This window comes from Micromonospora sp. RP3T (assembly GCF_003027925.1).
Classification (GTDB): Bacteria; Actinomycetota; Actinomycetes; order Mycobacteriales; family Micromonosporaceae; genus Micromonospora.
In genome coordinates this window covers 39,954-64,872 of the sequence record NZ_PYPS01000020.1, presented here as the reverse complement: position 1 = coordinate 64,872, position 24,919 = coordinate 39,954, and the positions used below count along the sequence as shown (strand labels likewise).

Here is a 24,919-nt window from a genome sequence, read left to right as displayed (position 1 = left end):
TCAGCCGAGGTCGACGATGAGGGGTCGGTGGTCGGAGATGGTGGACGGTGGGGTGTCGACGGCGGTGACGGGTGGGAGCCGGTCGAGGTGGTGGGGGTCGGCGAGGATGTGGTCGAGTTGGACGCGGGGTTGTCCGGCCGGGTAGGTGGGGCGTCGGCCCAGGGGGCGCCAGCGGGACAGCGTGGCGGCGGGGCCGGCGGGGAGGTTGAGGTCGCCGAGCAGGATGCGCGGGGCGGGCAGCGCGCGCAGGGCGCGCACGACGCGGCGTAGTTGCCACATGTTCCAGCCGGGGACGAAGGACAGGTGGGTGGCGGCGACGGTGAGGGGGCCGTGGGGGGTGTCGAGGACGGCGGCGAGGACGACGCGGGGTTCGTCGCGGAGCAGGACGAGTCCGCCGCCGGGGCCGGGGATGTAGATGGGTGAGCGGACGGGTGCGGCGGGTAGGCGGGTGACCTGCCAGGAGCGGACGGGGTGGCGGCTGATGAGGCCGACGCCGTAGAGGGGTTCGCCGTGGCCGTCGTCGTCGTGGGTGAGGGGGCGGAAGTGTTCGCCGGGGGTGCCGACGACGGCGGCGGCGAAGCGGTGGTGCTCGGCGTGCAGGGCGTGGGCGGCGAGGGCGGTGAGGTCGAGTTTGCCGCTGCGGGTCTGGTCGCGGTCGACTTCCTGGAGGGCGAGCACGTCGGCGTCGAGGGCGGTGACGGCGGCGGCGAGTCGGTCGGGGTCGACGAGCCCGTCGGTGAGGGAGCGGCCGTGCAGCAGGTTGAAGGTGGCCAGGCGCACCTGCACACCCTACGTGGTGGTGGCAGGCTGGTCGGATGGTGAAGCTGTTGTGTTGTTCGATGTTGGTGTTCGTGGCGGTGGCGTTGGTCGGGTTGTGGGTGCGGCGTCGTCGGGGGCGGTGAGGCTGGCCACAGGGGTGCTCGTGGGTGGTGGCGGGGTGGGCAGAATGCGGCCGTGGATGCCGGGTCGTTGGTGACGTTGCTGGCCGCTGCCGCGTTGGCCGGGTGGGTCGACGCGGTGGTGGGTGGTGGCGGGTTGTTGTTGTTGCCGGCGTTGTTGCTGGCGGCGCCGGGGGTGCCGGTGGCGACGGCGTTGGGGACGAACAAGTTGGCGGCGATCTTCGGTACGTCGACGGCGGCGGTGACGTATGCGCGGCGGACGAGGCTGGATTGGGCGGTGGCGGGTCCGGCGGCGGGGTTGGCGGTGGTGGCGGCGGGGTTGGGTGCGGCGTTGGCGGGGGCGGTGCCGGCGGGGGCGTACCGGCCGGTGGTGTTGGTGGTGTTGGTGGCGGTGGCGGTGTTCGTGTTGACCCGGCCGCGGTTGGGGGTGGTGGCGTCGCCGTCGCGGCGGACGCGGCGGCGGGTGGTGGTGGCGGTGGCGGTGGCCGGGTTGGGGGTGGCGTTGTACGACGGGTTGATCGGTCCGGGTACGGGCACGTTCCTGGTGTTGGTGTTCACGGCGTTGGTGGGTGCGGATTTCGTGCACGCGTCGGCGATGGCGAAGGTGGTGAACGCGGGCACGAATCTGGGGGCGCTTGTGGTGTTCGGGGTGACGGGGCACGTGTGGTGGTTGTTGGGGGCGGCGATGGCGGTGTGCAACGTGGCGGGGGCGGTGGTGGGTGCGCGGATGGCGTTGCGGCGGGGTGCGGGGTTCGTGCGGGTGGTGTTGTTGGTGGTGGTGTTGGCGTTGGTGGCGCGGTTGGGTTACGACCAGTGGGTGGCGGTGCGGTGATGGTGGTGCGGGCGGAGCACGACCGGGCGGTGCTGGCCGGGTTGTTGGGTCGGGATCCGGTGCTGCACGCCTACCAGTTGGGTGATCTGGACGATTTCTTCTGGCCGTACACGTCGTGGTTCCGCTCGGGTGACGAGGTGGTGTTGCTGTACCACGGGGTGGAGTTGCCGACGTTGTTGGCGTTCGCGGCGCCGGATCGGGTGGCGGCGTTGTCGGGGTTGCTGGTGGCGGCGGCGCCGGTGTTGCCGGCGCGGTTGTGGGCGCACCTGTCCCCCGGTCTGGAGGCGACGGTGGCGCGGTGGTACGCGGTGTCGGACGCGGCGGCGCATGTGCGGATGGCGTTGACGGATCCGGGGCGGTTGGCGTCGGTGCCGGCGGTGGGTGAGCCGTTGGGGCGGGCGGATCTGCCGTTGTTGCGGGAGTTGTACGCGGTGGCGTATCCGGGGAACTGGTTCGATGCGCGGATGGTGGACACCGGTCAGTACGTGGGGGTGCGTGCGGGTGGTCGGTTGGTGGCGGTGGCGGGGGTGCACGTGTTCTCGCCGCGGTGGGGGGTGGCGGCGGTGGGGAACGTGACGACGCATCCGGCGGTGCGGGGGCGTGGTCTGGGGGCGGGTGTGGTGGCGGCGTTGTGCGCGCGGCTGCGGGCGTCGGTGGATCATGTGACGTTGAACGTGCGGGTGGACAACGTCGCGGCGGTGCGGTTGTACGAGCGGTTGGGTTTCACCCGGGTGGCCGGGTTCACCGAGTGCGCGTTGACCCGGTTGCCCGGCTGACGGGGGCGCCGGGGTGTCAGCGGCCTCGGCTGGGTGAGTCGAAGCGGCCGGCGCGGATCTCCCGGAGGGCGCGGCGGCGGGTGTCGCCGCGCAGGGTGTCGACGTAGAGGCGGCCGCGCAGGTGGTCGGTTTCGTGTTGCAGGGCGCGGGCGAGGAAGCCGCTGCCGGTGATGGTGAGGGGTTCGCCGTGCTGGTCGTAGCCGTGGGCGGTGGCGTGCAGCGCGCGGGGGGTCGGGAAGTGGAGGCCGGGGATGGACAGGCAGCCCTCGTCGTCGTCCTGGAGGTCGTCGGACAGTTCCAGGGTGGGGTTGACGAGGTGGCCGCGGTGGCCGTCGGCGTCGTAGACGAAGACCTGGGTGTTGACACCGATCTGGGGGGCGGCGACGCCGGCGCGACCGGGGGCGCCGAGCAGGGTGTCCATCAGGTCGGCGACGAGGGCGCGTAGTTCGGCGTCGAAGGTGGTGACGGGTTCGCTGGGGGTGCGCAGGACGGGGTCGCCGATGATCCGGATCGGGCGCATAGTCATGCCCGGAAGGCTATCGGTTGCTTACCGGTGCGGGGCTCCCACCCGCTGGTGGGAGCAGGCCGGTGTCGGCGATGCGGTCGCGTAGTGGGCGGCGGCGCAGGGCGGTGAGCACGGCGTACAGCTCGTCGGCGAGGGGTACGGGCAGTTCGGTGTCGAGCTGGCGGATGGCGGCGGTGGTGGCGGCCCATTCGGCTTCGACGGCGGGCAGCAGTGTGCGGGCCCGGTCGGTGAGAGTGACGATGCGGTGGCGGGCGTCGGCGCCGGGGGTGAGGGTGACCAGGCCGGCGCGGCGCATGCCGGCGACGGTCTGGCTGGCGGCGGAGTGGGTGACGCCGACGCGGGCGGCGAGGTCGCGGATGGGTAGTGGCCCGTCGGTGACCAGGACGCGCACCAGGGGTGAGTAGCGGGTCCGGTAGTCGGTGAGGCCGAGTCGGTCGTGGACGGCGGCGACGTCGCCGTCGAGCAGGTCCAGGACGTGGCGCAGCAGGGTGCCGAGGGCGTCGCGGTGGGGGGCGGTCACATCCGCTAATGTAACAGCGCTGTTGTTTCTGGTGCGGGGAGGACCTGGGACATGTATCCACCGATCGAGCCGTACGCGTCGGGTCACCTGGACGTCGGCGACGGCCAGCGCGTCTACTGGGAGACCTGCGGCAACCCGGCCGGCCGGCCGGCGCTTGTGGTGCACGGCGGTCCCGGCTCGGGCGCCGACGCGTCGTGGCGGCGGCTGTTCGACCCGGCCGCCTACCGGGTCGTGCTGTTCGACCAGCGCGGCTGCGGTCGCAGCACCCCGTCGGCCGCCGACCCGGCGACCGACCTGTCGGTGAACACCACCGGCCACCTGGTGGCCGACATGGAGGCGCTGCGCGCGCACCTGGGCGTGGACCGGTGGCTGCTGTGCGGCGCGTCGTGGGGCTCGGCGCTGTCGTTGGCGTACGCGCAGGCGCACCCGGGGCGGGTCACCGCGCTGGTGCTGTTCAGCGTGGTGGCCAACACCCGCCGTGAGATCGAGTGGGTGACCCGGGACATGGGTCGGGTGTTCCCGCAGGAGTGGGCGCGGTTCCGCGACGGGGTGCCCGAGGCCGAGCGGGACGGCGACCTGGCCGCCGCGTACGCCCGGCTGGTCAACGACCCGGACCCGGCGGTGCGGGAGCGGGCGGCGCGCGACTGGTGCGACTGGGAGGACGTGCACGTCTCCCTTGCCGGCGGGTACGCGCCGAGCCTGCGCTACGCCGACCCGGTGTTCCGGTACGGGTTCACCCGGCTGGTCACCCACCACTTCGCGAACCTGGGATTCGTGCCGGACGGCCAGTTGTTGCGCGACGCCGGCCGGCTCGCCGGGATCCCGGGGGTGCTCGTGCAGGGCCGCCTCGACGTCAGCGGCCCGCCGGACATCGCGTGGCGGTTGACCCGGGACTGGCCGGACGCCCGGATGGAGATCGTCGAGTCCGGCGGGCACGGCCGCGGCCACGGCGTCGGCGAGCGGGTGGTGGCCGCCCTGGACGCGTTCGCCGCCGCCTGAGGCCACCAGGGCCGCGCGGGTCAGCCGGCGGCCAGCAGCGCGCGGACCGGGGCGGCCTTCGCGGCGGCCTCGGCGACCTCGGCGGCGGGGTCGCTGTCCCAGGTGATGCCGCCGCCGGCCCACAGGTGCAGCCGGTGGGCGTCGGCGGCGGCGGTGCGGATGGTCAGGCCCAGGTCGAGCCGCTCCGGCCCGACCCAGCCCAACGCGCCCATGCCGGCGCCGCGTCCGACCGGCTCGCGTGCGGCCACCTCCGCGAGCGCGGCGTGCTTCGGCGCGCCGGTGACCGACCCGCCGGGGCAGACCGCGCGCAGCAGGTCGGCCAGGCCCAAGCCGTCGGCGGGCGCCGCGGAGACCGTCGACTCGGCCTGCCACAGGTCGCACCAGCGGCGTACGGCGAACAGCTCGTCGACCCGGACGGAGCCGGTGCGGGCCACCCGGGCCAGGTCGTTGCGTTCCAGGTCGACGATCATGATGTGTTCGGCGCGTTCCTTGGCGGAGGCGAGCAGGTCGCGGCGGCCGGCGGCGGTGGCCGCGCGGGTGCCCTTGATCGGTCGGGTGACCAGCCGACCGTGTTCGGTCGCGACGAGCGTCTCCGGGGAGGCGCAGCCCAGCGCCCAGCCGGGCCCGGTGAGGGCGCCGCCGTAGCGGGCGCCGGGCAGCGCGGCGAGGCGGCGCAGCGCCGGGCGCGGGTCGCCGGTGTAGTCGGCGGCGGCGTGCCCGACGAGGTTGACCTGGTAGACGTCGCCGCGGGCGATGGCGGCGCGCACCGACTCGACGGCGGCGGCGTGCGCGGCCGGCGTCCAGCTGTCGCGCCAGTCCCCGAGCCGCCAGTCCCCCGGCCGCCAGCCGGCCGGCGGCGGTGGCCGGTGCGGGCGCTCGCCGTGGTGGTAGACGACCACGACCAGGTCGGGCAGCGCCGGCACGGGCGTGGGCGCGCCGGTCGGCGCGCCGACGGCGTAGGCGCCGGCGGCGGCGGACAGGAACAGCGCCGCCCCGCACGGCCCGTCGGCGGTGTGCCGGCCGGGCCGCGACAGGTCGTCGACGTCGACGCCGTGCGCGGTGAGGAAGCGTTGCGCCAGGTCGGCGGGGTCGCCGCCGTCGTCGAGGCGCCACTGCAACCGGGCGGTCTCGACCAGCCGGGACCGGCAGGCGGGCGGCGCGCCGGGCACCGCGACCGACACGTGTGGGAGCGCTTCCACGCCGTCCGGACCGTTCCGCCTCATCCGTTCAGCCGATTCTGGGTGAACAAGCCACGACCTTGCTCGGTGTTGCGCGGTTGAGCTTGGTACTGTGCGTCACTGGTCATGTGAACCATGACACAGTGCCCCCACAGTCCGGAGAACCCGATGTGTCAGCACCAGCCCACCTGCCCCTCCGCCGACGCGACCGACCGCGAGGCCGCCCGCGTCCTCGCCTGCTTCCCTGAGCAGGGCTGGAGCCTGCTCTGCAACGGCGTCATCATCTTCGAGGACACCGGTGAGCTGCTCCCCGACGGGCGGACCATCGCCCCGCACCGGGGACCGGCCCGCCACGCCCTCGTCGCCTGAGCAATCACGCAGCGTCAGTGAGCGTACGCGCCGACGACGCCCGTCGACGCGCCGGCCGGGGCGGCGATCCACCACCGCCCCGGCGTGCCCGCCCTCAGTCCTCGAACGCCTCCGGCGCGGGACACGAACAGACCAGGTTCCGGTCCCCGTACGCGCCGTCCACGCGCCGCACCGGCGGCCAGTACTTCCCCGCCCGGTCCACCGCCCCCGGATAGGCGCCCACCGACCGCGGGTACGGGTGCGGCCACTCGTCGTCGGACACCATCGCCGCGGTGTGCGGCGCGTTCGCGAGGGGGTTGTCCCCCGCCGGCCAGTCCCCCGACCCGACCTTGTCGATCTCCGCCCGGATGGCGATCATCGCGTCGCAGAACCGGTCCAGCTCGGCCAGGTCCTCACTCTCGGTCGGCTCCACCATCAACGTGCCCGCCACCGGGAACGACATCGTCGGCGCGTGGAAACCGTAGTCGATCAGCCGCTTCGCGACGTCGTCGACGCTCACCCCGGTCGCCTTCGTCACCGGCCGCAGGTCCAGGATGCACTCGTGCGCCACCAGGCCCTTGTTGCCGGCGTACAGCACCGGGAAGTGCTCCCGCAGCCGCACCGCCACGTAGTTCGCCGCGAGCACCGCCACCGCGGTGGCCCGCGCCAACCCGTCGGCGCCCATCATCCGCAGATACGCCCACGGGATCGGCAGGATCCCCGCCGACCCGTACCGGGCCGCGGAGATCGCCGGCCGGCCGTCGACGGGCGCGCCGACCGGGTCACCGGGCAGGAACGGCGCCAGGTGCGCCCGCACCGCCACCGGACCCACCCCCGGCCCACCACCACCGTGCGGAATGCAGAACGTCTTGTGCAGGTTCAGGTGCGACACGTCCGCGCCGAAGCGCCCCGGCTTGGCGAACCCGACAAGCGCGTTGAGGTTCGCCCCGTCGACGTACACCTGACCGCCGGCGTCGTGGACCTTCGCGCACAACTGCGCGATGCCCGTCTCGTACACGCCGTGCGTCGACGGGTACGTCACCATGATCGCCGCCAGCGCGTCCCGATGCTTGTCGATCTTCGCGTCGAGGTCGACGAGGTCGACGTTGCCGTCGGCGTCGCAGCCCACCACGACCACCCGCATGCCGGCCATCACCGCCGACGCCGCGTTCGTGCCGTGCGCCGACGACGGGATCAGGCACACGTCCCGGTGCCCCTCGCCCCGGTCCCGGTGGTACGCGCGGATCGCCAACAGGCCGGCCAACTCCCCCTGCGACCCGGCGTTGGGCTGCACGCTGACCGCGTCGTAGCCGGTCACCTCCGCCAGCCAACCCTCCAACTGGGCGATCAACTCCCGGTAGCCGGCGGTCTGCGCGTCCGGCGCGAACGGGTGCAGGTGCGCGAACTCCGGCCAGGTGACCGGCTCCATCTCGGTGGTGGCGTTGAGCTTCATCGTGCACGACCCCAACGGGATCATGCCCCGGTCCAGGGCGTAGTCGAAATCGGCCAGCCGCCGCAGGTACCGCAGCATCGCCGTCTCCGAGTGGTGACTGCGGAACACCGGATGGGTGAGCACGTCACCGGTGCGGGCCAACCCGTCGGGCAACGCCACGTCCACGTCACCGTCGACACCGTCGACGCCGAACGCCGCCCACACCGCCCGCAGATGCGCGTCGGTGGTCGTCTCGTCGCACGACACCCCCACCCGGTCGGCGTCGACCAGCCGCAGGTTCACGTTGCGCGCCGCCGCCGCGGCCACCACCTGCGCGGCCCGACCCGGCACCGTCGCGGTGACGGTGTCGAAGAACGCCACGTCCGCGACATCGACGCCGCCGGCGCGCAGCCCGGCCGCCAACCGCGCCGCCGCCCCACGCGTACGCCGGGCGATCGCCCGCAACCCGTCCGGGCCGTGGTACACCGCGTACATGCCGGCCATCACCGCCAGCAACACCTGCGCGGTGCAGATGTTGCTGGTCGCCTTCTCCCGCCGGATGTGCTGCTCACGGGTCTGCAACGCCAACCGGTAGGCGGCATTGCCGTCGGCGTCGCGCGACACCCCCACCAGACGGCCCGGCAACATCCGCTCCAGACCGGCGCGCACCGCCAGGTAGCCGGCGTGCGGCCCACCGAACCCCATCGGCACCCCGAACCGCTGGGTGGTGCCGGCGGCGATGTCCGCGCCGATCTCCCCCGGCGGGCGCAGCAGCGTCAACGCCAACAGGTCCGCCGCGACGGTCACCAACGCGCCCACCGCGTGCGCCGCCTCGACCAGCGGAGCGTGGTCCCGGACCGCCCCGGACGCGCCCGGGTACTGCAGGTGCAGGCCGAAGAACTCCGCCGGCAACTCCTCGACGTCGACGTCGACGACCCGCACCTCGATACCGAGCGGCTCGGCGCGACTGGCGATCACCGCGACGGTCTGCGGCAACGCGTCGGCGTCCACCACGTACACCGGGCTCCGGCTCTTCGACGCGCGGCGCGCGAGCGTCATCGCCTCCGCCGCGGCGGTGCCCTCGTCGAGCATCGACGCGTTCGCGGTGGCCAGCCCGGTCAGGTCGGTCACCATGGTCTGGAAGTTCAGCAACGCCTCCAGCCGCCCCTGGCTGATCTCCGGCTGATACGGCGTGTACGCGGTGTACCAGGCCGGGTTCTCCAGCACGTTGCGGCGGATCACCGCCGGGGTGTGCGTGCCGTGGTAGCCCAGGCCGATCATCGACACGGCCACCGTGTTGCGGGCCGCGAGCGCGCGCAGCTCGGCCAGGGCCTCCCGCTCCGACGCCGGCGCCGGCAGGTCCAGCGTGCCGTGCCAGCGGATCACCTCGGGGATCGCGGCGTCCATCAGCTCGTCCACGGAACCGTAGCCGACGGCCTCCAACATGCGGCGCTCGTCGTCCGGGCCGGGGCCGATGTGCCGGTCGGCGAACTGCTCAGCGGTCATGCGCGGCGCTCCTTGTGGGGGCGAGGTCGACGGGTCGGCCTCCCCCTGAGTCACGCTGACGCGCTCCACAGCGCCTGCCCACGTGGTCCTTTTGCCTGAGAGGTTCCGGGGAGAATCTGCCCCTTCGGCGCCGTCGGGTCGACGGTCTCTCCCACGTGGGTGGTACCGGCACCCCCCACGCTACCAGCGGCCGTGTTTCCGGCTCATGTCCCAGGGTGTGCTCACACCGCCGCCGGCTCGGCGAACCCGGCGGCCAACGCGGTCAACGTGGCGCCCAACGGCGCGTCCAACCGCACCGCCGCGTACCCGTCGCCGCGGGTGACGCCCTGGTTGACGATCGCCACCGGAATACCCCGCTTCGCCGCCCGCAACACGAACCGCCGCCCCGACATCACCGTCAACGACGACCCCAGCACCAGCACCGCCCGGGCCCCCTCCACCAGCGCGAAACAGTCCGCCACCCGCGGCGCCGGCACCGTCTCACCGAAGAACACCACATCCGGTTTCAGCATGCCCCCGCCACACACCCCGCAGTCGACGACCCGGAACCCGGCCACCGCCTCGTCCGGCAGTTCCACGTCACCGTCGGGGTTCACGCGCGCCACCCGCACGTCGAACCCCGGGTTCGCCTCGGTCAACCGCCGGTGCAGCTCGTCCCGGCCGGTCAGGTTCCCGCAGCCCAGGCACGTCACCTCGTCGAGCCGGCCGTGCAACTCGATCACACCGGTCGCGCCGGCCGCGGTGTGCAACCCGTCGACGTTCTGCGTGATGATGCCGTCGAGCAGCCCCGCGTGCTGCAACCGGGCCACCGCCCGGTGCCCGTCGTTGGGCGCCGCCCGCGCGATGGTCCGCCACCCGAGGTGGCTGCGCGCCCAGTAGCGTCGCCGCGCCTGCGGATCCCGGGTGAACGCCTGGTAGGTCATCGGGGTGTGCCGCCGCGCCGCGCCGCTGGGCCCCCGATAGTCCGGGATGCCCGACTCGGTGGACAGGCCGGCGCCGCTGAGCACCACCACACCCCCGCCGGCCAGCAGCCGCGCCAACCCCTCGAACGCATCACTCACCCCACCATGCTGCCTCGCGCACCCCCACCCGCCCACCCCGCGCCGGATCATGCCGCCAACCTGATGATCAACCACGCCGGTCGCCCGGCGCGGCGACCACCGGCGGGCTACGTTGAGCACATGCGCGTCGTCATCGCCGGAGGCCACGGAAAGATCGCCAAGCTGCTCGAACGCGACCTCGCCGGACGCGGCGACACCCCGCTCGGGCTGGTCCGCAACCCCGACCACGCCGCCGCGCTGCGCGCCGCCGGCGCCGAACCGGTCGTGTGCGACCTGGAACACACCGACGCCGACACGCTCGCCCGGCACCTCGCCGACGCGGACGCGGTGGTGTTCGCCGCCGGCGCCGGCCCCGGCAGCGGCGCCGACCGCAAGGACACCGTCGACCGCGGCGCCGCCGTGCTGCTCGCCGACGCCGCAGTGCGCGCCGGCGTCCGCCGCTACCTGCTCGTCTCCTCCATGGGCGTCGACGACCCACCCACCCCCGACACCGACGACGTCTGGGCCGCCTACCTGCGGGCCAAGAAAGCCGCCGAGGACGACGTCACCGGCCGCGACCTCGACGTCACCGTGCTACGGCCCGGCCGGCTCACCGACGACGAACCCGCCGGCAGGATCACCCTCGCCCGACACGTCCCACCCGGCGCGATCAGCCGCGCCGACGTCGCCCGCGTCCTCCTGGCGCTGCTGGAAACTCCCGGCACCGCCGGGCACACCCTCGAACTCGTCGCCGGCGACACCCCCGCCGCCGACGCCGTCGACGCGCTCGCCGGCTGACTCCGACCCTCCTCCCGCCACCCGCCTCCGAGATCATCCCGGACCGCGCCCGCTGCCACGAACCCCCCGCACCGGTGACACGCCGCGTCTCGCGCATCCGCTGATGTTGTCTTTCGGCAGTGTCGCGCGGCACCCACGGCCCGTACCGTCGTTCCGGTGACGCGCGCGACGATCAAGGCCGCGGCGACGTGCTGCTCGGCGCCCCACCCACCGACCGCACCGGTGGCAGCCGCAACGACCGCCACCGCACGGGCTCGCGACCCGGCATGTCTGCTGATCGGGGCTGCGGTCGGGTTCGCCGCTCTGAGCATGGTGAGCGCGTGGTGGTTGACGCCGGCCGTGGTCACCGCGTTCCTGGCCGGACGGCGCCCGGGCCGCACAGGTCCCACGGGCCTCGCGCTGGTGGCGGTGCTCTCCGCCGGTGTGGCGGTGTTCTCCGTCGTGCCCGGCTGGCTGCCGCTGGCGAGCCGGTTCCTGATCGTGTTCGTCGCCGCCACGATGACACCATGGTTCGCGGGCCGATTCTGGCGCCAGTGTCAGGAACTGACCCGAGCCGGCTGGGAACGGGCCGAGCAGGCACAGCACGAACAGCATCTGATCGCCGAGCAGGCTCGGCTGCGCGAGCGCGCCCGGATCGCCCAGGACATGCACGATCTGCTCGGTCACGACCTCAGCCTGATCGCGTTGTCCGCCGGCGCGTTGAAACTGGCGCCGGGCCTCGAAGATCACCACCGCGAGGCCGCCGCAGACCTCAGGGCCCGGGCCGCAGCCGCGGTGGACCACCTCGGCGAGGTGATCGGCGTCCTGCGCGAACAGACCGAGAGCGCCCCGGTGGACGTCGACGGGCCCGATCTCGCGTCGCTGACGGCCGCGGCTTCCGCATCCGGACTGGCGGTGACGTTGCGGATTGACGGACCGGCGGGCAACCTACCGCCGATGGCCGAACGCGCCGTGCACCGGATCGCGCAGGAAGCGCTGACCAACGTGGCCAAACACGCGCCCGCGGCGACGGCGACGATCTCCGTGACGCACGCGGCGACCGAGACGACAATCGTGGTGGAGAACGGCCCGCCACCGCCACCGGTCGACGTGCCGGCCCCCCGCCCCCACGGCGGCGGGCGTGGCCTGCTCGGCCTCACCGAACGGGTGCGGGTGCTCGGCGGCACCATCGAGTACGGCCCCCACCACGGAGGTTTCACCGTCACCGCGCGGATCCCACACACCCCCACGCCACCGCCGGTGACCTCCCGGACCGACCGCGCGCTACCGCAGGAGCACCGCCGGGCCCGACGGCAGGTCGGCCGGTCCCTGGTGCTCGCGGTGATGATCCCGCTGATCACCGGTGGGCTGCTGAGCGGCGCGCTGGCGGCCTGGGAGACGCTGTCCGCGACGCAGGCGGTCCTGGATCCCGGCGACTACACCCGCCTGCGCATCGGGCAGGATCGTGCCGAGGTGGAACGTGTCCTGCCGCGCCGACAGACGCGTCACCGACCGCTGACCACCGAGCCGACCGGCGACGGGGTGAGATGCGAGTACTACGCGATGACAGCCGATCGCTTCGACGACCACTCCGGCGACGCCTACCGGCTCTGCTTCCGCGACAACGTGCTGGTGTCTCGGGACCCGGTCACCTCGTGACCCGCCGATGATCCGCGTACTGCTCGCCGACGACGAGCCGATGATCCGTGCCGGGCTACGCGCGGTTCTCACCACCGCTGCCGACATCGACGTCGTCGGCGAGGCCGGCGACGGACACCACGTCGTCGAGCTGGCGCGGCGACACCGACCCGCAGTGGCCGTCCTCGACATCCGCATGCCCGGAATGAACGGCATCGACGCGATGGCGGAACTCCGCAGGACCGTGCCGGCCACCCGCGTGATCATTCTGACCACGTTCGGGGAGGACGACTACATCCTGCGGGCGCTCGGTGGCGGCGCCGCCGGCTTCCTGATCAAATCCGGCGAGCCCGAAGAACTGATCACCGGCGTACGCGCGGTGGCCGACGGCGCCGCCTACCTGTCACCGAAAGTCGCCGCCCGCGTCGTCGCGCACCTCGCCGCGACGGGCGCGGACACCCTGGCCACCCGACGCTCCGCCGCCCGTGACCGGGTCGACACCCTCAGTCCCCGAGAACAACAAGTGCTGGCCTTCCTCGGCGGCGGGCTGTCCAACGGGCAGATCGCCCGACAGCTGCACGTGGTCGAAGGAACCGTCAAGGCGCACGTCAGTTCCATCCTGGCCAGACTCGGTGTGGAGAACCGGGCCGCAGCCGCGGTGGTCGCCCACGAAGCGGGCATCGCTGTCCCACCACCTGCGCAGCAGTAACCACACCCCCTGCTGGGCCGGCGGCAGGAACGCCAGCAGGACAGCCCCCACCACCGCGCCACCGAGCAGCGCACCGGCCAGGACATCGTGTGGGTAGTGCACCCCCACCAGCACGCGCAACAACGCGGCCGCCCCGGCCAGCGGCACCGTGAGCGCGGCAAGGCGCGGCCACAGCACCGCCAGCCCCACCGCCAACCCCGCAGCCAAGGTGGCGTGGTTACTCGGGAAGGACCAGTCCCCGCTCCCGGGACAGTCGGCGATCAGCTCGACGCCCGTGCGCAACGCACGGCATGGCCGTTCCTCATCCACCACCAGCTTGACCGCCTCACTGACCGCGTACGCCACCACGGTGCCTGAACCGGTCAGCACGGTCCCGGCAACCCCTCGCACGTCCCGGCGGTGCAGCGCCGTGCACCACATCCCGACCAGCAGCATGCCGAGCAACACCACCGCGCCCTCGGTAGCCACCTCCAACACCGGACCGAACCACGAGGGCACACCCGCCGCCGCCCCGACGACCACCCGGTAACCGGACACCGACACACCGCCGGTGACCCGCACCGGCCCGGCCCGGCCCAACCCGCCCGGAGAAAGCCAGGCGACCGCCGCCGCACCCGCGCCCAGCACGCCCACCGCGGCGGCCACCATCCAGCCAGCCCCGCCGGTTGCCCGTTTTCCTCGTCTCATGGGGGCCGACCGTAGAAGCGGAACCAGCCGCGAACCCGACCCGAACGGCAACCACGCACCCCCGACGATCGTCAGGGTTGACCACTGCACGGGCAACCAACGCGGCGACCCCCACGCGGCGCACCGTCGCCTCAGGCACCCCGCGGTCCCGGACCACCGGTTCGGCCCACCCACCAGCACGGCGGGCCGAACCGGCGCTCACCGCTGGGGACGCGGCAACGCCGGCTGCGGCGCCTCCCGCGTGAGACGCTCCATCGTCCGCGCCAACTGCTCACTGCCGTCGTCGAGATGCCGGGCCGCCGCCCGCATGTGCGACATCATCATCTCGCCGAAGATCCGCAACGCCTCCCGCGTCGCCACCGAATCGTCCACCTCACCACCGGCGGCCCGGCGGTACTCCATCACCGCCCGCTCGGCCTCCTGCTTCGCCTCCTCCGCCGCCGCCCGCAGATAACTCTCATACTGCGTTCGGGCGTACTCGGCGACCCGACGGGCATAGTCGTGCGCCTGCGCGATGATCTGCTCCGCCTCCCGCTGCGCCGCCGACAGCAGATTCACCTCCTTCGCCGCCGGCCGCACCGGCGCCTCCGCGCTCGGAATCACCCCGTGCCGATGCAACTCCAGATGGTCGTTGAGCCGCTCGTTCTCCGCCCGCAGATTCGCCACCTGGACAGCCAGCAGATCCAACTCGTCGGCCACCTGCACCCGGAACCGGTCCACATCGGCCTGCTCGTAGCCGCGCCTGGTGAACGCCGCCGACCCGAACTCCCACCGCCGCACCCGGTCCGAGGTCAACCGCGCCCGCACCGACCCGGACACCTGCTGCGCGTCGTAACCACTGATCGGGGTCGCACTCATCGGACCATCTCCGTGGACTCGTCGGCGGCCGAGGCGGCACGCCACGCCGGCCCGTACCACTGCTTGCCGAAACCCTCGTGGTGCACCTGACCCGACCGGTAACCGGCCCCCGTCAACGCCGCCACCGACTGGCCCACCATCTCGTCGGACCCGCACACGTACACGTGCCGCGACCGCCAGTCCCCGTCGGCCAACACCCGGTCCACCACCCGCGCCGGCTCACCCGGCCGCACCGGATCCGACCCCGCCACGTACGACACCCGCAACCACGGACACGACGCGGCCACCTTGTCGATCGCCTCGCTGTCGTAGAACTCCAACCTCGACCGCGCCCCCACATACAGGTCCACCCGCCGGCCCGACCCCTCCGCCGCGACCTGCTCCACCAACGCCTTCACCGGCGCCCAACCGGTCCCACCGGCCAACAGCAGCAGATCCGACGACCCGGCCGACCGCAACGTCAACCCGTCCCCCACCGGCGCCGCCAAATGGATCTGATCACCCACCGCGCACCCGTACACCAGCCGCGACGACACCGCGCCACCCGGCGCCGCCCGCACGTGCAACTCCACCGTGCCGTCCGCGCGCGGCGCGTTCGCCGGCGAGTAGTACCGCCACGACCGCACCGCCGGATGCGACACCCCGATCGATTGCCCCGGCACGAACGGCAACAGATACTGCGGCCGCACCGTCAACACCGCCACGTCGAACGTGCGCTGCTCATGGGTCAACACCTCCGCCACCCACCACGGCGGCGAATGCGCCTCCGCCGCCTGCGCGGCCTCCGTCATCACCCGCGACACCAACCCGTACGCCGCCGCCCAGTCGGCCGCCAGCTCCTCGGACCATCCGTCACCGCAGAAATGCCGCAGCGTCTCCACCAGCGCCTCACCGACCGCCGGGTAATGCTCGGCACGCACCGCGAACTTACGGTGATCCGCGCCCAGCTGCCGCAGGAAACCGACCAACCGATCCACCTGGTCCACGTGCGACACGACGTGCCCCAACGCCGACACCAACCGGTCCCGCTGCCCCGCCATGTTCGTGCCGAACATCTGCCGGATCTCCGGATGCGCCAGGAACAACGTCGAATAGAAATAGAGCGGCACCTGGTCACCGTGCCCGGCGACCACCGACCAGCTCTGCCTGAGCCGATCCACGTCCACGCTCAGGCGTTCCCCGCCGACACGATCTGACCCCGCACCTGACCCAACACCACCTGCACGTCGGCGATCACCTCCGCCGGCACACCCAACTCCACAAGCGTCGCGCTCAGGTGCTCACCGACCCTCGCGTAGTGCGCCCCCGGAATACCCAACGGCTGATGCGCCTCCGCCAACCCCCGACCCGCGTACTCGTCCGGCCCACCCAGCACCACCGCCAACATCAACGCCAGATGCCGCCGCTGCGCCATCATGTCCACGTCGGCGAAGTAGCCGGCCAACTCCCGATCCGCCAACACCCGGTCGTAGAACAGCTCCACCGCCGCCTTCACCGCCGCCGCACCACCGATGCGGTCGTAATGGGAGATCGGGGTGGCCTCATTCGTCACCGTCATGCTCGGTCCTTCCACAAGGGGCCCCGCGGCGACGCCGCGGCACGGACAACACCGGTCGACACGACAACACGCACCGTGACATCGACGCGTCGACGACAGTGACGGACCATAGCGCGCCGGCCGCCACCGTTCACGCCTGCCCCAACCCCATCCCGACAACCCTCAACTACGGACAGTCAACAAAACCGCCCCAGGGCGCCCACCGACCCACCCACCGGAAAACCCACGGTCTCTTTCGGACACCACACCGCTACCGATCGCGACCTGCGCACACCCCACCCACCACCGAACCCGCCCCACCCCACCCAGCAGACTCACCCACCGTCACCAAACGAAAGATCGCGCCGGGCCGAAAAGCCACGACGCGATCCCAAAACCGAAACGCCGACGAATCACCCGGCACGACGCCGCGCACGACGCGCCGCCAACTCGTCCCCCACCGAATCCACCTCCGGCTCCGGCTCCACCGGAACCTCCCGACCCGACCCACCCACCGGCTCCGCCGGCAGATGTGACAACGAACCCTGGATCTCCTTGAACGCCCCACCGATCGCGATGCCGAACACGCCCTGGCCACCCTGCAACAGGTCGACCACCTCCTCCGGCGACCGGCACTCGTACACCGTCGTCCCATCGGAGATCAACGTGATGCCCGCCAGATCATCCACCCCACGCGACCGCAACGCCTCGATCGCCCGACGGATGTTCTGCAACGACACCCCCGCGTCCAACAACCGCTTCACGACCTTCAACACCACCAGATCGCGGAACGAATACAACCGGGACGTCCCCGAACCCGACGCGTCCCGCACACTCGGCACCACCAGCGACGTCCGCGCCCAGTAGTCCAACTGCCGGTAACTGATGCCCACCGCCGAACACGCGGTCACACCCCGGTAACCCACCTCGCCGTCACCGAACGACTCGGGCCCCACACCCGCCTGCTGCTCCGAACTCGGACCAGGATCCCGCGGCTCGTGCATCCGGACCAACCTCCCCGCCCGTGCGGCGACACGTCGACTTCCCCGTACGCGCACCCCTCGACACGGCAACCCTAACGCCGGACAGCCGACAACACCGGCAGGAGAACCCCGACACGCCGCGCCACCAACCCACGACAGCACACACGGCGGCCAGCCGCCACCACCGTGACAACCACCGCCGCGCACCCCGGCCACCCGGGCCGGCCATCAGTCAGCCCGCGAAATCCTCCGGCCGCACCTGCTCCAGGAACTCCCGGAACTTCTCCACCTCGTCCTCCTGCTCGTCCGGAATCACGATCCCCGCCTCACTCAGGACCTGCTCCGCACAACGAATCGGCGCACCCACCCGCAACGCCAACGCGATGGAGTCACTCGGCCGCGCCGACACCCGCACCCCGTCACCCAGCAGCAGATCCGCGTAGAAGACGTTCTCCTTCAACTCGGTGATCTCCACCGCCCGCAACGGCGCCTGCAACGCCGCCAACACATCCCGCAGAAGATCATGCGTCAACGGCCGCGCCGGCTTGACCCCTTGCTGCTCGTAAGCAATGGCCGTCGCCTCGACCGCACCGATCCAGATCGGCAGATAGCGGTCCCCCTCGACCTCCCGCAGCAGGACGATCGGCTGGTTGCTCGGCAACTCCACCCGAACTCCGACCACGCTCAGCTCGCGCACCGCCGCCTCCGTGTCGTCGTCACCTGCGCACCGCGCCCTTCCCTGCACGGTACACGGACCAGGACACGAGAGTCCCACGCGCTACGTGCACCACGCCTCGACAGACGGGCTTACCCCGGCAAGCCTACGACACGCCCATCCCCGCCGATCTTTCCGCGCCCACCCACGACGAAAGGGGTCGGGCACCCACCGGCACCCGACCCCCACCGACAACCTCACCGACCCAACGTCGACCGCAGCCCCACCCGCACCAACGCCGCGTGCAACTGCTGCGACAACGCCATCAACTCCCGCGCCGTCTCCGCCGCCCGCGCCCGCGCCGCCGGATCACTCTGCCGCGCCAACGGCGCCACCAACTGCGCGAACAGGCCGACCTCCCGATCCGCCGCCGACCGGTACGCCCGCAGATGCCGCGGCTGGAAGCCGTACGCCGCCAACCCCGCCACCGCACTCGCGATGATCAACGCATCCCCGTCGTACCACCCCGGTGGATCCGACACCAGCACACCGAGCCGCTCCAACTCGACCAACGTCGACTCGTCGACCCCGCTACGGGAGATCAACTCCGCCCGACCCAGCCGCACCTCCGGCGACTCCACCGGCTCCGGCGGCTCCCGACCCGGCACCACACCACCCGGACCGACCGCCACCAGATTCGGCCGCGCCCGACCCGACGGCGACGCATCCGAGCCGTCCCACTGCGCCAACTGATCCCGGATCACCCGCAACGGCAGATACTGATCCCGCTGCGCGGACAACACGAACCGCAACCGCGCCACGTCGTCCCAGCCGTACTTCCGGTAACCCGCCGGCGTCCGCTGCGGCTCCACCAGGCCCTCGGCCTCCAGGAACCGCAACTTCGAGATCGTCACGTCCGGAAACTCCGCCCGCAACTGCGCCAGCACCTCGCCGATACTCATCAGCGCAGGCGCCCGCCCCGCCCCGGACGGCGTCGAAGCCGCAGGCTCGTTCACCCCCGGCCGGCCTCCTCCTCCGGGCGCGGACCAGCGATGAACACGACCCGGAACTTGCCGATCTGCACCTCGTCACCGTTGCTCAACGTCGCCGCCTCGACCCGCTCACGGTTCACATACGTGCCGTTCAGGCTGCCCACATCACGCACCGTGAACGTGCCACCGTCCCGATGGAACTCCGCGTGCCGCCGCGACACCGTCACATCATCGAGGAAGATGTCACTGTCCGGGTGCCGACCACTCGTCGTCACATCGTGATCCAACAGGAACCGGGCACCCGCATTCGGGCCCCGCCGAACCACCAGCAACGCCATTCCCGGCGGCAACGAACCGGACATGCGGCTCGGCACCACATCGGTGTCCGGCCCCTCCAGCACTTCGTCGAGCGAACCGAGATTGAGCGTCGAAGTGACGTCGAGCGGGGGGAACTCGTCGTCGGGCCGCGTCATGGGACCACCTCACGGATCTGTTCGGTCGGCGTCGGGGAATGGCGGGTCTGGCCGCCGGGCGAACCCACACCCGGCGGCTGGCTCCCCATGCCCGGGAAGGCGCATTCCGCAACGCTCAAACAATTGGTTCTCGGTCGACTGGGCGAGCCTAGCCAGCGCCGAAATGCAGGGCAACCGGACGCGCGGAACCAACCCCGCCCGCCCGGCACGACACGAACTCAGCTCTCGGTGAGCTCGCGGTACGCGTCAGCGGTCAACAGACCCTCGACCGCCGCCGGATCATCCGGAGTGATCTCCACCAACCAACCCGCGCCGTACGGATCCGTGTTGATCACCTCCGGCGTGTCGGTCAACGCCTCGTTGCGCGCCGACACCGTGCCACTCAACGGCGCGTAGATCTCCGACACGCTCTTCGTCGACTCGATCTCCCCCAGCGACTCACCGGCCGCCACCACCGCACCGGAGTCCGGCAGCTGCACGAACACGATGTCACCCAGGGCATCCTGCGCGAAGTGCGTGATACCGACGCGGACGACACCACCGTCACCACCGACCACCCACTCGTGCTCGGCGGTGTACCGCAGATCCTCAGGAATCACCAGCTGCGTCCTTCGTCATCGGTGCACCGGACGAACCGGCGCGGGCCGCGACCGGTCAGGAGACCGGCCGGGCGTGGTCCAGCTTGATCGGCGCGTGCAGCTGCGAAACCTCCACAACCTCACGATCCTCGGACGTCACGTTACCGGCGGCGTCCCGCACCGATGAGACCACCCCGCCCGGAATGTTCAACGCCGTACGCATCGTCGCCGGGTCACCGATCACCAGGATCGTGTACGGGCCACTCAACCGCCGCCCGTCCACCACCAGACCCCCACCCGACGCATCCACGAAATACGTCGACGCGATGATCCGCACCGCGGTGCCGTCCGCGCCCTGGATCTGCATCGCCTCCGCGCCCGCACCCCGCAACTCCTGCACCGCGTCCAGGATCCGCGTCGACGACATCGCCTTCTCCGGCCCCGAGAACCGCACCTCAAGACCCGGCCCCACCGCCGGCAGCGTCCCCGCCAGAATGCCCAGCTCGTCCGCCCGCCGCGTCGCCTCCTCCAACGCCGCCTGCCGACCCAGCTCACCGGAGCGCAACTGACGCTGGCTCTCCTCCAACGCCTCGATGTCCTGCCGCAGCCGCCGCTCCCGCGAATCCAGATCCGACGAGATCCGCACCAGGTCCTCCTCCCGCGTCGCCGCGAGTGTCGGATCCGTCGACGTCGTCTTCAACTGCACCACCAGCGTGAAGCCCAACAACGCCAGCAACACCGCGATCATCGCGCCCGCCGACGTCAACCGCCGCGACACCGGCGCACGATCCGGCACCGCCCCGGCCCCCGGCTCCTCCGCCGGCGCCGGCACGTCCTCCCGCTCCGCGGGCGACACCGGCTCCACGGGCTCCACCGGCGCCAACGGGCTCAACTCATCCGGATCGGGCGCGTCCGGACGCGGATCCGGCTCACCCGCCGGACCCGACGGCCGCCCCGGCCCCACCGGCGGCGGCCAGCCCGTACCCGTCTCCCTGTGTTCCTCGCTCATCCCCACCAACCTACGCCCGGAACAGGTGCCGGCGGATCGCCGCCACGTTCCCGAAGATGCGCACCCCCAGCACGACCACCACACCGGTGGACAACTGACCGCCCACCCCCAACTGGTCACCCAGGTACACGATCAGACCCGCCACCAGCACGTTCGAGATGAACGACACCACGAACTGCTTGTCGTCGAAGATCCGGTCCAGCTTCGCCCGCACCCCACCGAACACCGCGTCCAACGCGGCCACCACCGCGATCGGCAGATACGGCTGCAACGCCGCCGGCACCGTGGGATCCAGATACACCCCCAGCACCACCCCGGCGAGCAACGCCAGCACCGCGATCATCGGCCACCTCCGGAGGGACTGGGAGAAACACCCGAGCCGGACGGCCCGGGACTGGACGAGCCCGCGACACCCGAACCCGACGGCACCGGGCCCGGACTCGCCGGCGACTCGGCGTAGCGTAGCCGCGGCTCAGGAGCCGCCGACAGGGTGAGGTCGTCGACCTCCTTCACCCCGAACGACAACCCCGTCGTCTTCGCCACCTCACGCATCAACGCCGCCGCCCGACCGTCGTCGAACCGATCCCGCATCGACCCCGGCCCGATCGCCTGCACCTCGTACGGACTCGTCACCGGCCGGTAGTCCACCAGGATCGCCTCCCCGGCCTGCCGGATCGTCGACGTCGCCGTCAACCGCTGCCCGTTGATCGACACCGCCTCCGCACCCGCCGCCCACAGACCGTTCGCCACCTTCTGCAGATCCGAGTACAGCACCTGCGACGGACCCGCCTCCGCGCCCGTCACCGCGTCCTTGTCACGCGGCGCGTCCACCAACCGCACCACCACACCGTCGCCCCGCACCCGCCCCAGACCCGTCCCCGCCTCAAGATTGCGCAACCGGGACGCCTGCGAACCGCTCAGCGCCGCGTCCCGCTGCCGACCGACCTCCACGCGCAACTGCTCCGCCCGCTGGGTCAACCGGTCGGTCTCCGCCTCCCGCTGCTTGATCTCCGCGATCAACCCGGCCCGCGCCGTCGCCCGGCTCGGCTCCTCCGCCATCGTCTCCCGGTACGCCACCGCGAACAGGAACCCGATCACCGCCAGGACCACCAGACTCACCGGCCGGGCCAGCACCTGCCGCACCCGCGACACCGGACCGACCGCGCGCCGCGCCGCCGCGTCCCCGTACCCCGGATCCAACGGATTGCGGAACAACTCGGTCAGGAAGTCCGGCGCGTACACCCGGGCCGACGGGTCGCGTTCCCCGTCGCGCGGCGGCGCCGCCGTCACGCCGACACCCCCGCGCGCCGGGCCCGCATCGCCCGGACCAGCCGACGCGCCTGCACCACGTACATCGCCCCGGCGACCCAGTAGAGGACCAACCCCCACCAGGCCAGCCCCCAGCCGATCGCCCCGGCGACGGTGGCCGCGCCCGGCGTGGCGTCGGCCAGCAGCAGGATCGGGAACGCCGCCAACAGCAGGAACGTCGCGGTCTTGCCCACGTAGTGCACCGGCGGCGGGCCGTAGCCGTAGCGGCGAAGCACCCCCAGTGAGCCGAGCAGCAGCAGCTCCCGGGCCAACAGCGCGGCGGTGAACTGCCAGGGGACCACCTCGCGGGCGGTGAACGCGAGCAGCGTGGCGAGAATGTAGAGCCGGTCGGCAAGCGGGTCCAGCAGCTCACCCAACCGGCTCACCTGCTGCAGACGCCGGGCGATCCAGCCGTCCACCCAGTCGCTGGTGCCGCCCACCGCCAGCACCACGATGGCGACCACGTCGGCGCGGACCACGAGGAAGAGGTAGAGGAACAGCGGTACGCCCAGCAGCCGGACGAAGCTGATCAGGTTCGGCAACGTGAGGACGCGGTCCGCCGCGACCGTCGCCGTGTTCCCCGGGTGCTCCGCTGGAGCCGGCCGACGCGACACCCCTCACCCTCCCTCCGCAGCACGGTCCGGCGGCCGTCGAACGGCCGCCGGAGGAACGTGCGCGTTGCCGGCCGGTCAGACGCCGGCAGCCTCTGCGATCCCGAGCTGGGACCTCCCCGATGCGGCCCGCGGTCACAGCGCCCCGGGCCGGCCAGTTGCGCTGCCACTATATCGGGCTTCCCGCGTTCTCCCGGTTGCCGTGCTGCGTGGCTGCTCAGCGTGGCGGCGGTGGGCAGCGTCACACCGCGTAGGGCATCCTAGGACACTGGTGAGCGGCTGCGGCTGGCGCACCCGCTGTCACGCCGAGCGGGCGGTGGAATCGGAACCCGACTGCGGCGCGGTCATGGTGGCCGCCTGACCGAACGCCAGCAACGCCAGCAGCAACTCGTGCTGCACCCGGTTGGGCATCCGGTCGAGCACCGCCTGCACCGCCCGGTGCCGCCGCTCCTGCAACTCGCGCAGCAGCGACTCCGCCGCGTTCGTGGGCAGCAGCCGCACCTCGCGCCGGTCCCTCGGATCGGCCGCCCGGCGCAGCAACCCGACCGCCTCGAGCCGGTCGCAGAGCCGGCTCGCCGACGACGGCACCACGTCCAGCAGCTCGGCCAGCCGATTCACGTTGGTGTCAGGGTGGGACATGATCAGCGACAGCACCCGCAACTGGGTGGGCGAGACGCTGAGGTTGTGCCGTGAGGTGGCCGAGTCGAGCACACCGATGAGCGCCTCGGCAGCCGCCTCGACGGCCGCGGCAAGATTCGGAGGTCGCTCCACTCGCTGTCCCCTGCGATCGTCCCGCTCGTGTTCGCCCCGCCGCCCCGGTCACCGCCGCGAGGCGTCGTCCGGCCGGCTGGAACCGCGCCAGTCCAGGCAGACGACGACCGCGTCGTCGCGAAGATCCGCGTCGGCATGGTACGCGTGCAGTTCGCGCATCACCGTACCAACTGCCTCGGTGGCCGGCTGCAGCCGAGTGGACCGCATCGCCCGCGCCATCGCCCGCGCGCCGTAGGGCTCCTGCTCGTCCGGCTCCGCCGCGTACACCCCGTCGCTGACCACGAAGAGCCGGTCGCCCGGCTCCAGGCCGAACTCCTGCACGTCGTACCGGGTCTCGGCGAACATGCCCAGCGGCAGCTGCTGGTCCAGTGTGACCGGGGTGACCCGGCCGCCGCGCAGCCGCAGCACGTGCGGGGAACCCGCGTCCACCGCCCGGACCACGCCCCGCCGACCGTCCAGCTCCAGCAGCAGCGTGGCCACGTGCCGGCTCCCCCGGTGCTGGTAGAAGATCGTGTCCGAGGCCAGCTCCGCCTGCTCCACCAGGCTGCCGCCGGAGCGGCGCGCGTTCCGCATCGCGTTGACGGTCACGGCGGTGAGCAGCGACGCGGACAACCCGTTGCCGGCGCCGTTGAGGACCGTGACGGTGAGCCGGTCCCCGTCGACGGACCAGTCGAAGTGGTCACCACCCACCGTGTACGCCGGCTCGAGTTGCCCGGCCAGCAGCACGTCCCCGTGCCGGACGCTGCGCCCGGGCAGCAGGTCCCACTGCATCTCGGCGGCCATGCTGAGCCGCTCCCGGCGACGCGCCCGGCGGTAGCGGTCGGTCTCCCGGTCGGCCGCGCGGATCGCCACCGCCAGGTCGCCGGCGGCGTCCCGGGCCGCCGCCACCGTCGCCGCGTCCGGCACGGTCGGCAGCTCGACCATCAGCACCCCGAGCCGTTCGCCCCACACCGACAGCGGCAGGTAGGCCCGGCACCGGCCGTCGTCGGCGGTGTCCAGCACCGGCTCCTGGCTGCTGAAGCAGCGCTGGGCCACCCCGTGGGAGCGGAGCGGGCCGCCGTCGGGGCGCTCCGGGTCCAGCACCGGCCACAGGCCGCTGGACCGGTAGTCGGCGACGAACACCTCCGCACGCGTGGCGCCGAGCGTGTGGCGCAACACCGCGTCAGCGGCCTCCGCCAACTGGTCGGGGGGCGCCGTGCGCAGGGCACGCGACACCGATCCGGACGCCTCCGGCATGCTTCATCCTCCGATGACGACTATTGCTACAGAGCAAACAT

Annotated in this window: 27 protein-coding genes, 1 pseudogene and 1 riboswitch; of the genes and pseudogenes, 7 read left to right on the top strand and 21 right to left on the bottom strand. The window is 72.3% G+C overall.

The features are described 5' to 3' along the window. A complete protein-coding gene (locus tag C8054_RS17440; protein ID WP_107157913.1) occupies positions 1-780 on the bottom strand; it encodes an endonuclease/exonuclease/phosphatase family protein in 780 nt (259 codons plus the stop codon). Positions 781-954: 174 nt separating this feature from the next. Between C8054_RS17440 and C8054_RS17435 the strand changes: the two genes are divergently transcribed. Beyond that, positions 955-1,731 (top strand): TSUP family transporter, encoded by a 777-nt coding sequence (locus tag C8054_RS17435; RefSeq protein WP_199199809.1) that lies wholly within the window; start codon positions 955-957, stop codon positions 1,729-1,731. Further along, a complete protein-coding gene (locus C8054_RS17430; protein WP_233219686.1) occupies positions 1,731-2,507 on the top strand; it encodes a GNAT family N-acetyltransferase in 777 nt (258 codons plus the stop codon). Before C8054_RS17435 ends, C8054_RS17430 begins: the two co-directional genes overlap by 1 nt. A 16-nt stretch (positions 2,508-2,523) precedes the next feature. Here the strand turns inward: C8054_RS17430 and def are convergent, their stop codons facing one another. Continuing rightward, positions 2,524-3,033, bottom strand: a complete 510-nt coding sequence (gene def, locus C8054_RS17425) for a peptide deformylase (protein WP_107157851.1) — start codon at positions 3,031-3,033, stop codon at positions 2,524-2,526. 10 nt (positions 3,034-3,043) lie between these two features. Continuing rightward, positions 3,044-3,553 (bottom strand): MarR family winged helix-turn-helix transcriptional regulator, encoded by a 510-nt coding sequence (locus C8054_RS17420; protein ID WP_107157850.1) that lies wholly within the window; start codon positions 3,551-3,553, stop codon positions 3,044-3,046. A 51-nt stretch (positions 3,554-3,604) separates the two neighbouring features. Between C8054_RS17420 and pip the strand changes: the two genes are divergently transcribed. Next, the gene (pip, locus tag C8054_RS17415) at positions 3,605-4,552 is read left to right on the top strand and encodes a prolyl aminopeptidase (RefSeq protein WP_107157849.1); all 948 of its coding nucleotides are present in this window, start codon (positions 3,605-3,607) and stop codon (positions 4,550-4,552) included. Between the two features lie 20 nt (positions 4,553-4,572). Here pip and C8054_RS17410 read toward each other — a convergent pair whose 3' ends face one another. Next, positions 4,573-5,775, bottom strand: coding sequence for a chorismate-binding protein (locus tag C8054_RS17410; RefSeq protein ID WP_107157848.1), 1,203 nt, complete (start codon positions 5,773-5,775; stop codon positions 4,573-4,575). A 123-nt stretch (positions 5,776-5,898) separates the two neighbouring features. On the opposite strand from C8054_RS17410, the gene C8054_RS17405 reads away from it, so the two are divergent. Next, complete coding sequence (locus C8054_RS17405) at positions 5,899-6,099, top strand: DUF5999 family protein (protein ID WP_107157847.1); 201 nt, start codon at positions 5,899-5,901, stop codon at positions 6,097-6,099. Positions 6,100-6,193: 94 nt separating this feature from the next. Here C8054_RS17405 and gcvP read toward each other — a convergent pair whose 3' ends face one another. After that, entirely contained in the window at positions 6,194-9,016 is a 2,823-nt protein-coding gene (gene gcvP / locus C8054_RS17400) for an aminomethyl-transferring glycine dehydrogenase (RefSeq protein WP_107157846.1), read from the bottom strand. A gap of 73 nt (positions 9,017-9,089) precedes the next feature. After that, positions 9,090-9,180: riboswitch (glycine riboswitch) on the bottom strand. A 57-nt stretch (positions 9,181-9,237) separates the two neighbouring features. Further along, on the bottom strand, positions 9,238-10,128 hold the full coding sequence (locus tag C8054_RS17395) for an NAD-dependent protein deacetylase (protein WP_199199807.1): 891 nt from the start codon (positions 10,126-10,128) through the stop codon (positions 9,238-9,240). 69 nt (positions 10,129-10,197) lie between these two features. Here C8054_RS17395 and C8054_RS17390 point away from each other — a divergent pair, with 69 nt between their 5' ends. From C8054_RS17390 to C8054_RS17380, 3 genes are all read left to right on the top strand, one after another. Beyond that, on the top strand, positions 10,198-10,854 hold the full coding sequence (locus C8054_RS17390) for an NAD(P)H-binding protein (protein ID WP_107157911.1): 657 nt from the start codon (positions 10,198-10,200) through the stop codon (positions 10,852-10,854). Between the two features lie 156 nt (positions 10,855-11,010). Then, positions 11,011-12,492, top strand: coding sequence for a sensor histidine kinase (locus C8054_RS17385; RefSeq protein ID WP_233219685.1), 1,482 nt, complete (start codon positions 11,011-11,013; stop codon positions 12,490-12,492). A 7-nt stretch (positions 12,493-12,499) separates the two neighbouring features. Further along, positions 12,500-13,180, top strand: a complete 681-nt coding sequence (locus tag C8054_RS17380) for a response regulator transcription factor (RefSeq protein ID WP_107157844.1) — start codon at positions 12,500-12,502, stop codon at positions 13,178-13,180. Positions 13,181-13,225: 45 nt separating this feature from the next. On the opposite strand, the pseudogene C8054_RS32810 reads toward C8054_RS17380, so the two are convergent. From C8054_RS32810 to C8054_RS17305, 15 genes and pseudogenes are all read right to left on the bottom strand, one after another. After that, positions 13,226-13,600, bottom strand: a pseudogene (locus C8054_RS32810) (phosphatase PAP2 family protein); the annotation flags it as partial. A 465-nt stretch (positions 13,601-14,065) separates the two neighbouring features. Continuing rightward, on the bottom strand, positions 14,066-14,725 hold the full coding sequence (locus C8054_RS17370; RefSeq protein WP_107157843.1) for a DivIVA domain-containing protein: 660 nt from the start codon (positions 14,723-14,725) through the stop codon (positions 14,066-14,068). Beyond that, a complete protein-coding gene (locus C8054_RS17365) occupies positions 14,722-15,891 on the bottom strand; it encodes a globin domain-containing protein (RefSeq protein WP_107157842.1) in 1,170 nt (389 codons plus the stop codon). The genes C8054_RS17370 and C8054_RS17365 overlap by 4 nt, the downstream gene beginning before the upstream one ends. A 2-nt stretch (positions 15,892-15,893) precedes the next feature. After that, a complete protein-coding gene (locus C8054_RS17360; RefSeq protein ID WP_107157841.1) occupies positions 15,894-16,283 on the bottom strand; it encodes a group 1 truncated hemoglobin in 390 nt (129 codons plus the stop codon). A gap of 392 nt (positions 16,284-16,675) precedes the next feature. Further along, entirely contained in the window at positions 16,676-17,266 is a 591-nt protein-coding gene (locus C8054_RS17355) for a MerR family transcriptional regulator (protein ID WP_199199806.1), read from the bottom strand. A gap of 211 nt (positions 17,267-17,477) precedes the next feature. Continuing rightward, positions 17,478-17,942 carry a bifunctional nuclease family protein gene (locus C8054_RS17350; protein WP_088647333.1) on the bottom strand — a complete coding sequence of 155 codons (465 nt, stop codon included), beginning with the start codon at positions 17,940-17,942 and terminating at the stop codon, positions 17,478-17,480. 215 nt (positions 17,943-18,157) lie between these two features. Next, positions 18,158-18,862 carry a MerR family transcriptional regulator gene (locus tag C8054_RS17345; RefSeq protein WP_199199805.1) on the bottom strand — a complete coding sequence of 235 codons (705 nt, stop codon included), beginning with the start codon at positions 18,860-18,862 and terminating at the stop codon, positions 18,158-18,160. Positions 18,863-18,912: 50 nt separating this feature from the next. After that, positions 18,913-19,365, bottom strand: coding sequence for an FHA domain-containing protein (locus tag C8054_RS17340; protein ID WP_007071101.1), 453 nt, complete (start codon positions 19,363-19,365; stop codon positions 18,913-18,915). A gap of 218 nt (positions 19,366-19,583) precedes the next feature. After that, on the bottom strand, positions 19,584-19,964 hold the full coding sequence (gene gcvH / locus C8054_RS17335; RefSeq protein WP_107157839.1) for a glycine cleavage system protein GcvH: 381 nt from the start codon (positions 19,962-19,964) through the stop codon (positions 19,584-19,586). Positions 19,965-20,019: 55 nt separating this feature from the next. Beyond that, positions 20,020-20,952, bottom strand: a complete 933-nt coding sequence (locus C8054_RS17330) for a DUF881 domain-containing protein (protein WP_107157908.1) — start codon at positions 20,950-20,952, stop codon at positions 20,020-20,022. 10 nt (positions 20,953-20,962) lie between these two features. After that, positions 20,963-21,295: a small basic family protein gene (locus tag C8054_RS17325; RefSeq protein WP_007071104.1), complete on the bottom strand. Its 333-nt coding sequence runs from the start codon at positions 21,293-21,295 to the stop codon at positions 20,963-20,965. Continuing rightward, positions 21,292-22,242, bottom strand: coding sequence for a DUF881 domain-containing protein (locus tag C8054_RS17320; RefSeq protein WP_107157838.1), 951 nt, complete (start codon positions 22,240-22,242; stop codon positions 21,292-21,294). The genes C8054_RS17325 and C8054_RS17320 overlap by 4 nt, the downstream gene beginning before the upstream one ends. Continuing rightward, the gene (locus C8054_RS17315) at positions 22,239-22,874 is read right to left on the bottom strand and encodes a CDP-alcohol phosphatidyltransferase family protein (RefSeq protein WP_107157837.1); all 636 of its coding nucleotides are present in this window, start codon (positions 22,872-22,874) and stop codon (positions 22,239-22,241) included. The genes C8054_RS17320 and C8054_RS17315 overlap by 4 nt, the downstream gene beginning before the upstream one ends. A gap of 297 nt (positions 22,875-23,171) precedes the next feature. Beyond that, positions 23,172-23,642: a MarR family winged helix-turn-helix transcriptional regulator gene (locus C8054_RS17310; RefSeq protein WP_107157836.1), complete on the bottom strand. Its 471-nt coding sequence runs from the start codon at positions 23,640-23,642 to the stop codon at positions 23,172-23,174. A gap of 48 nt (positions 23,643-23,690) precedes the next feature. Then, a complete protein-coding gene (locus C8054_RS17305; protein ID WP_107157835.1) occupies positions 23,691-24,878 on the bottom strand; it encodes a PP2C family protein-serine/threonine phosphatase in 1,188 nt (395 codons plus the stop codon). Positions 24,879-24,919 lie beyond the last annotated feature (41 nt).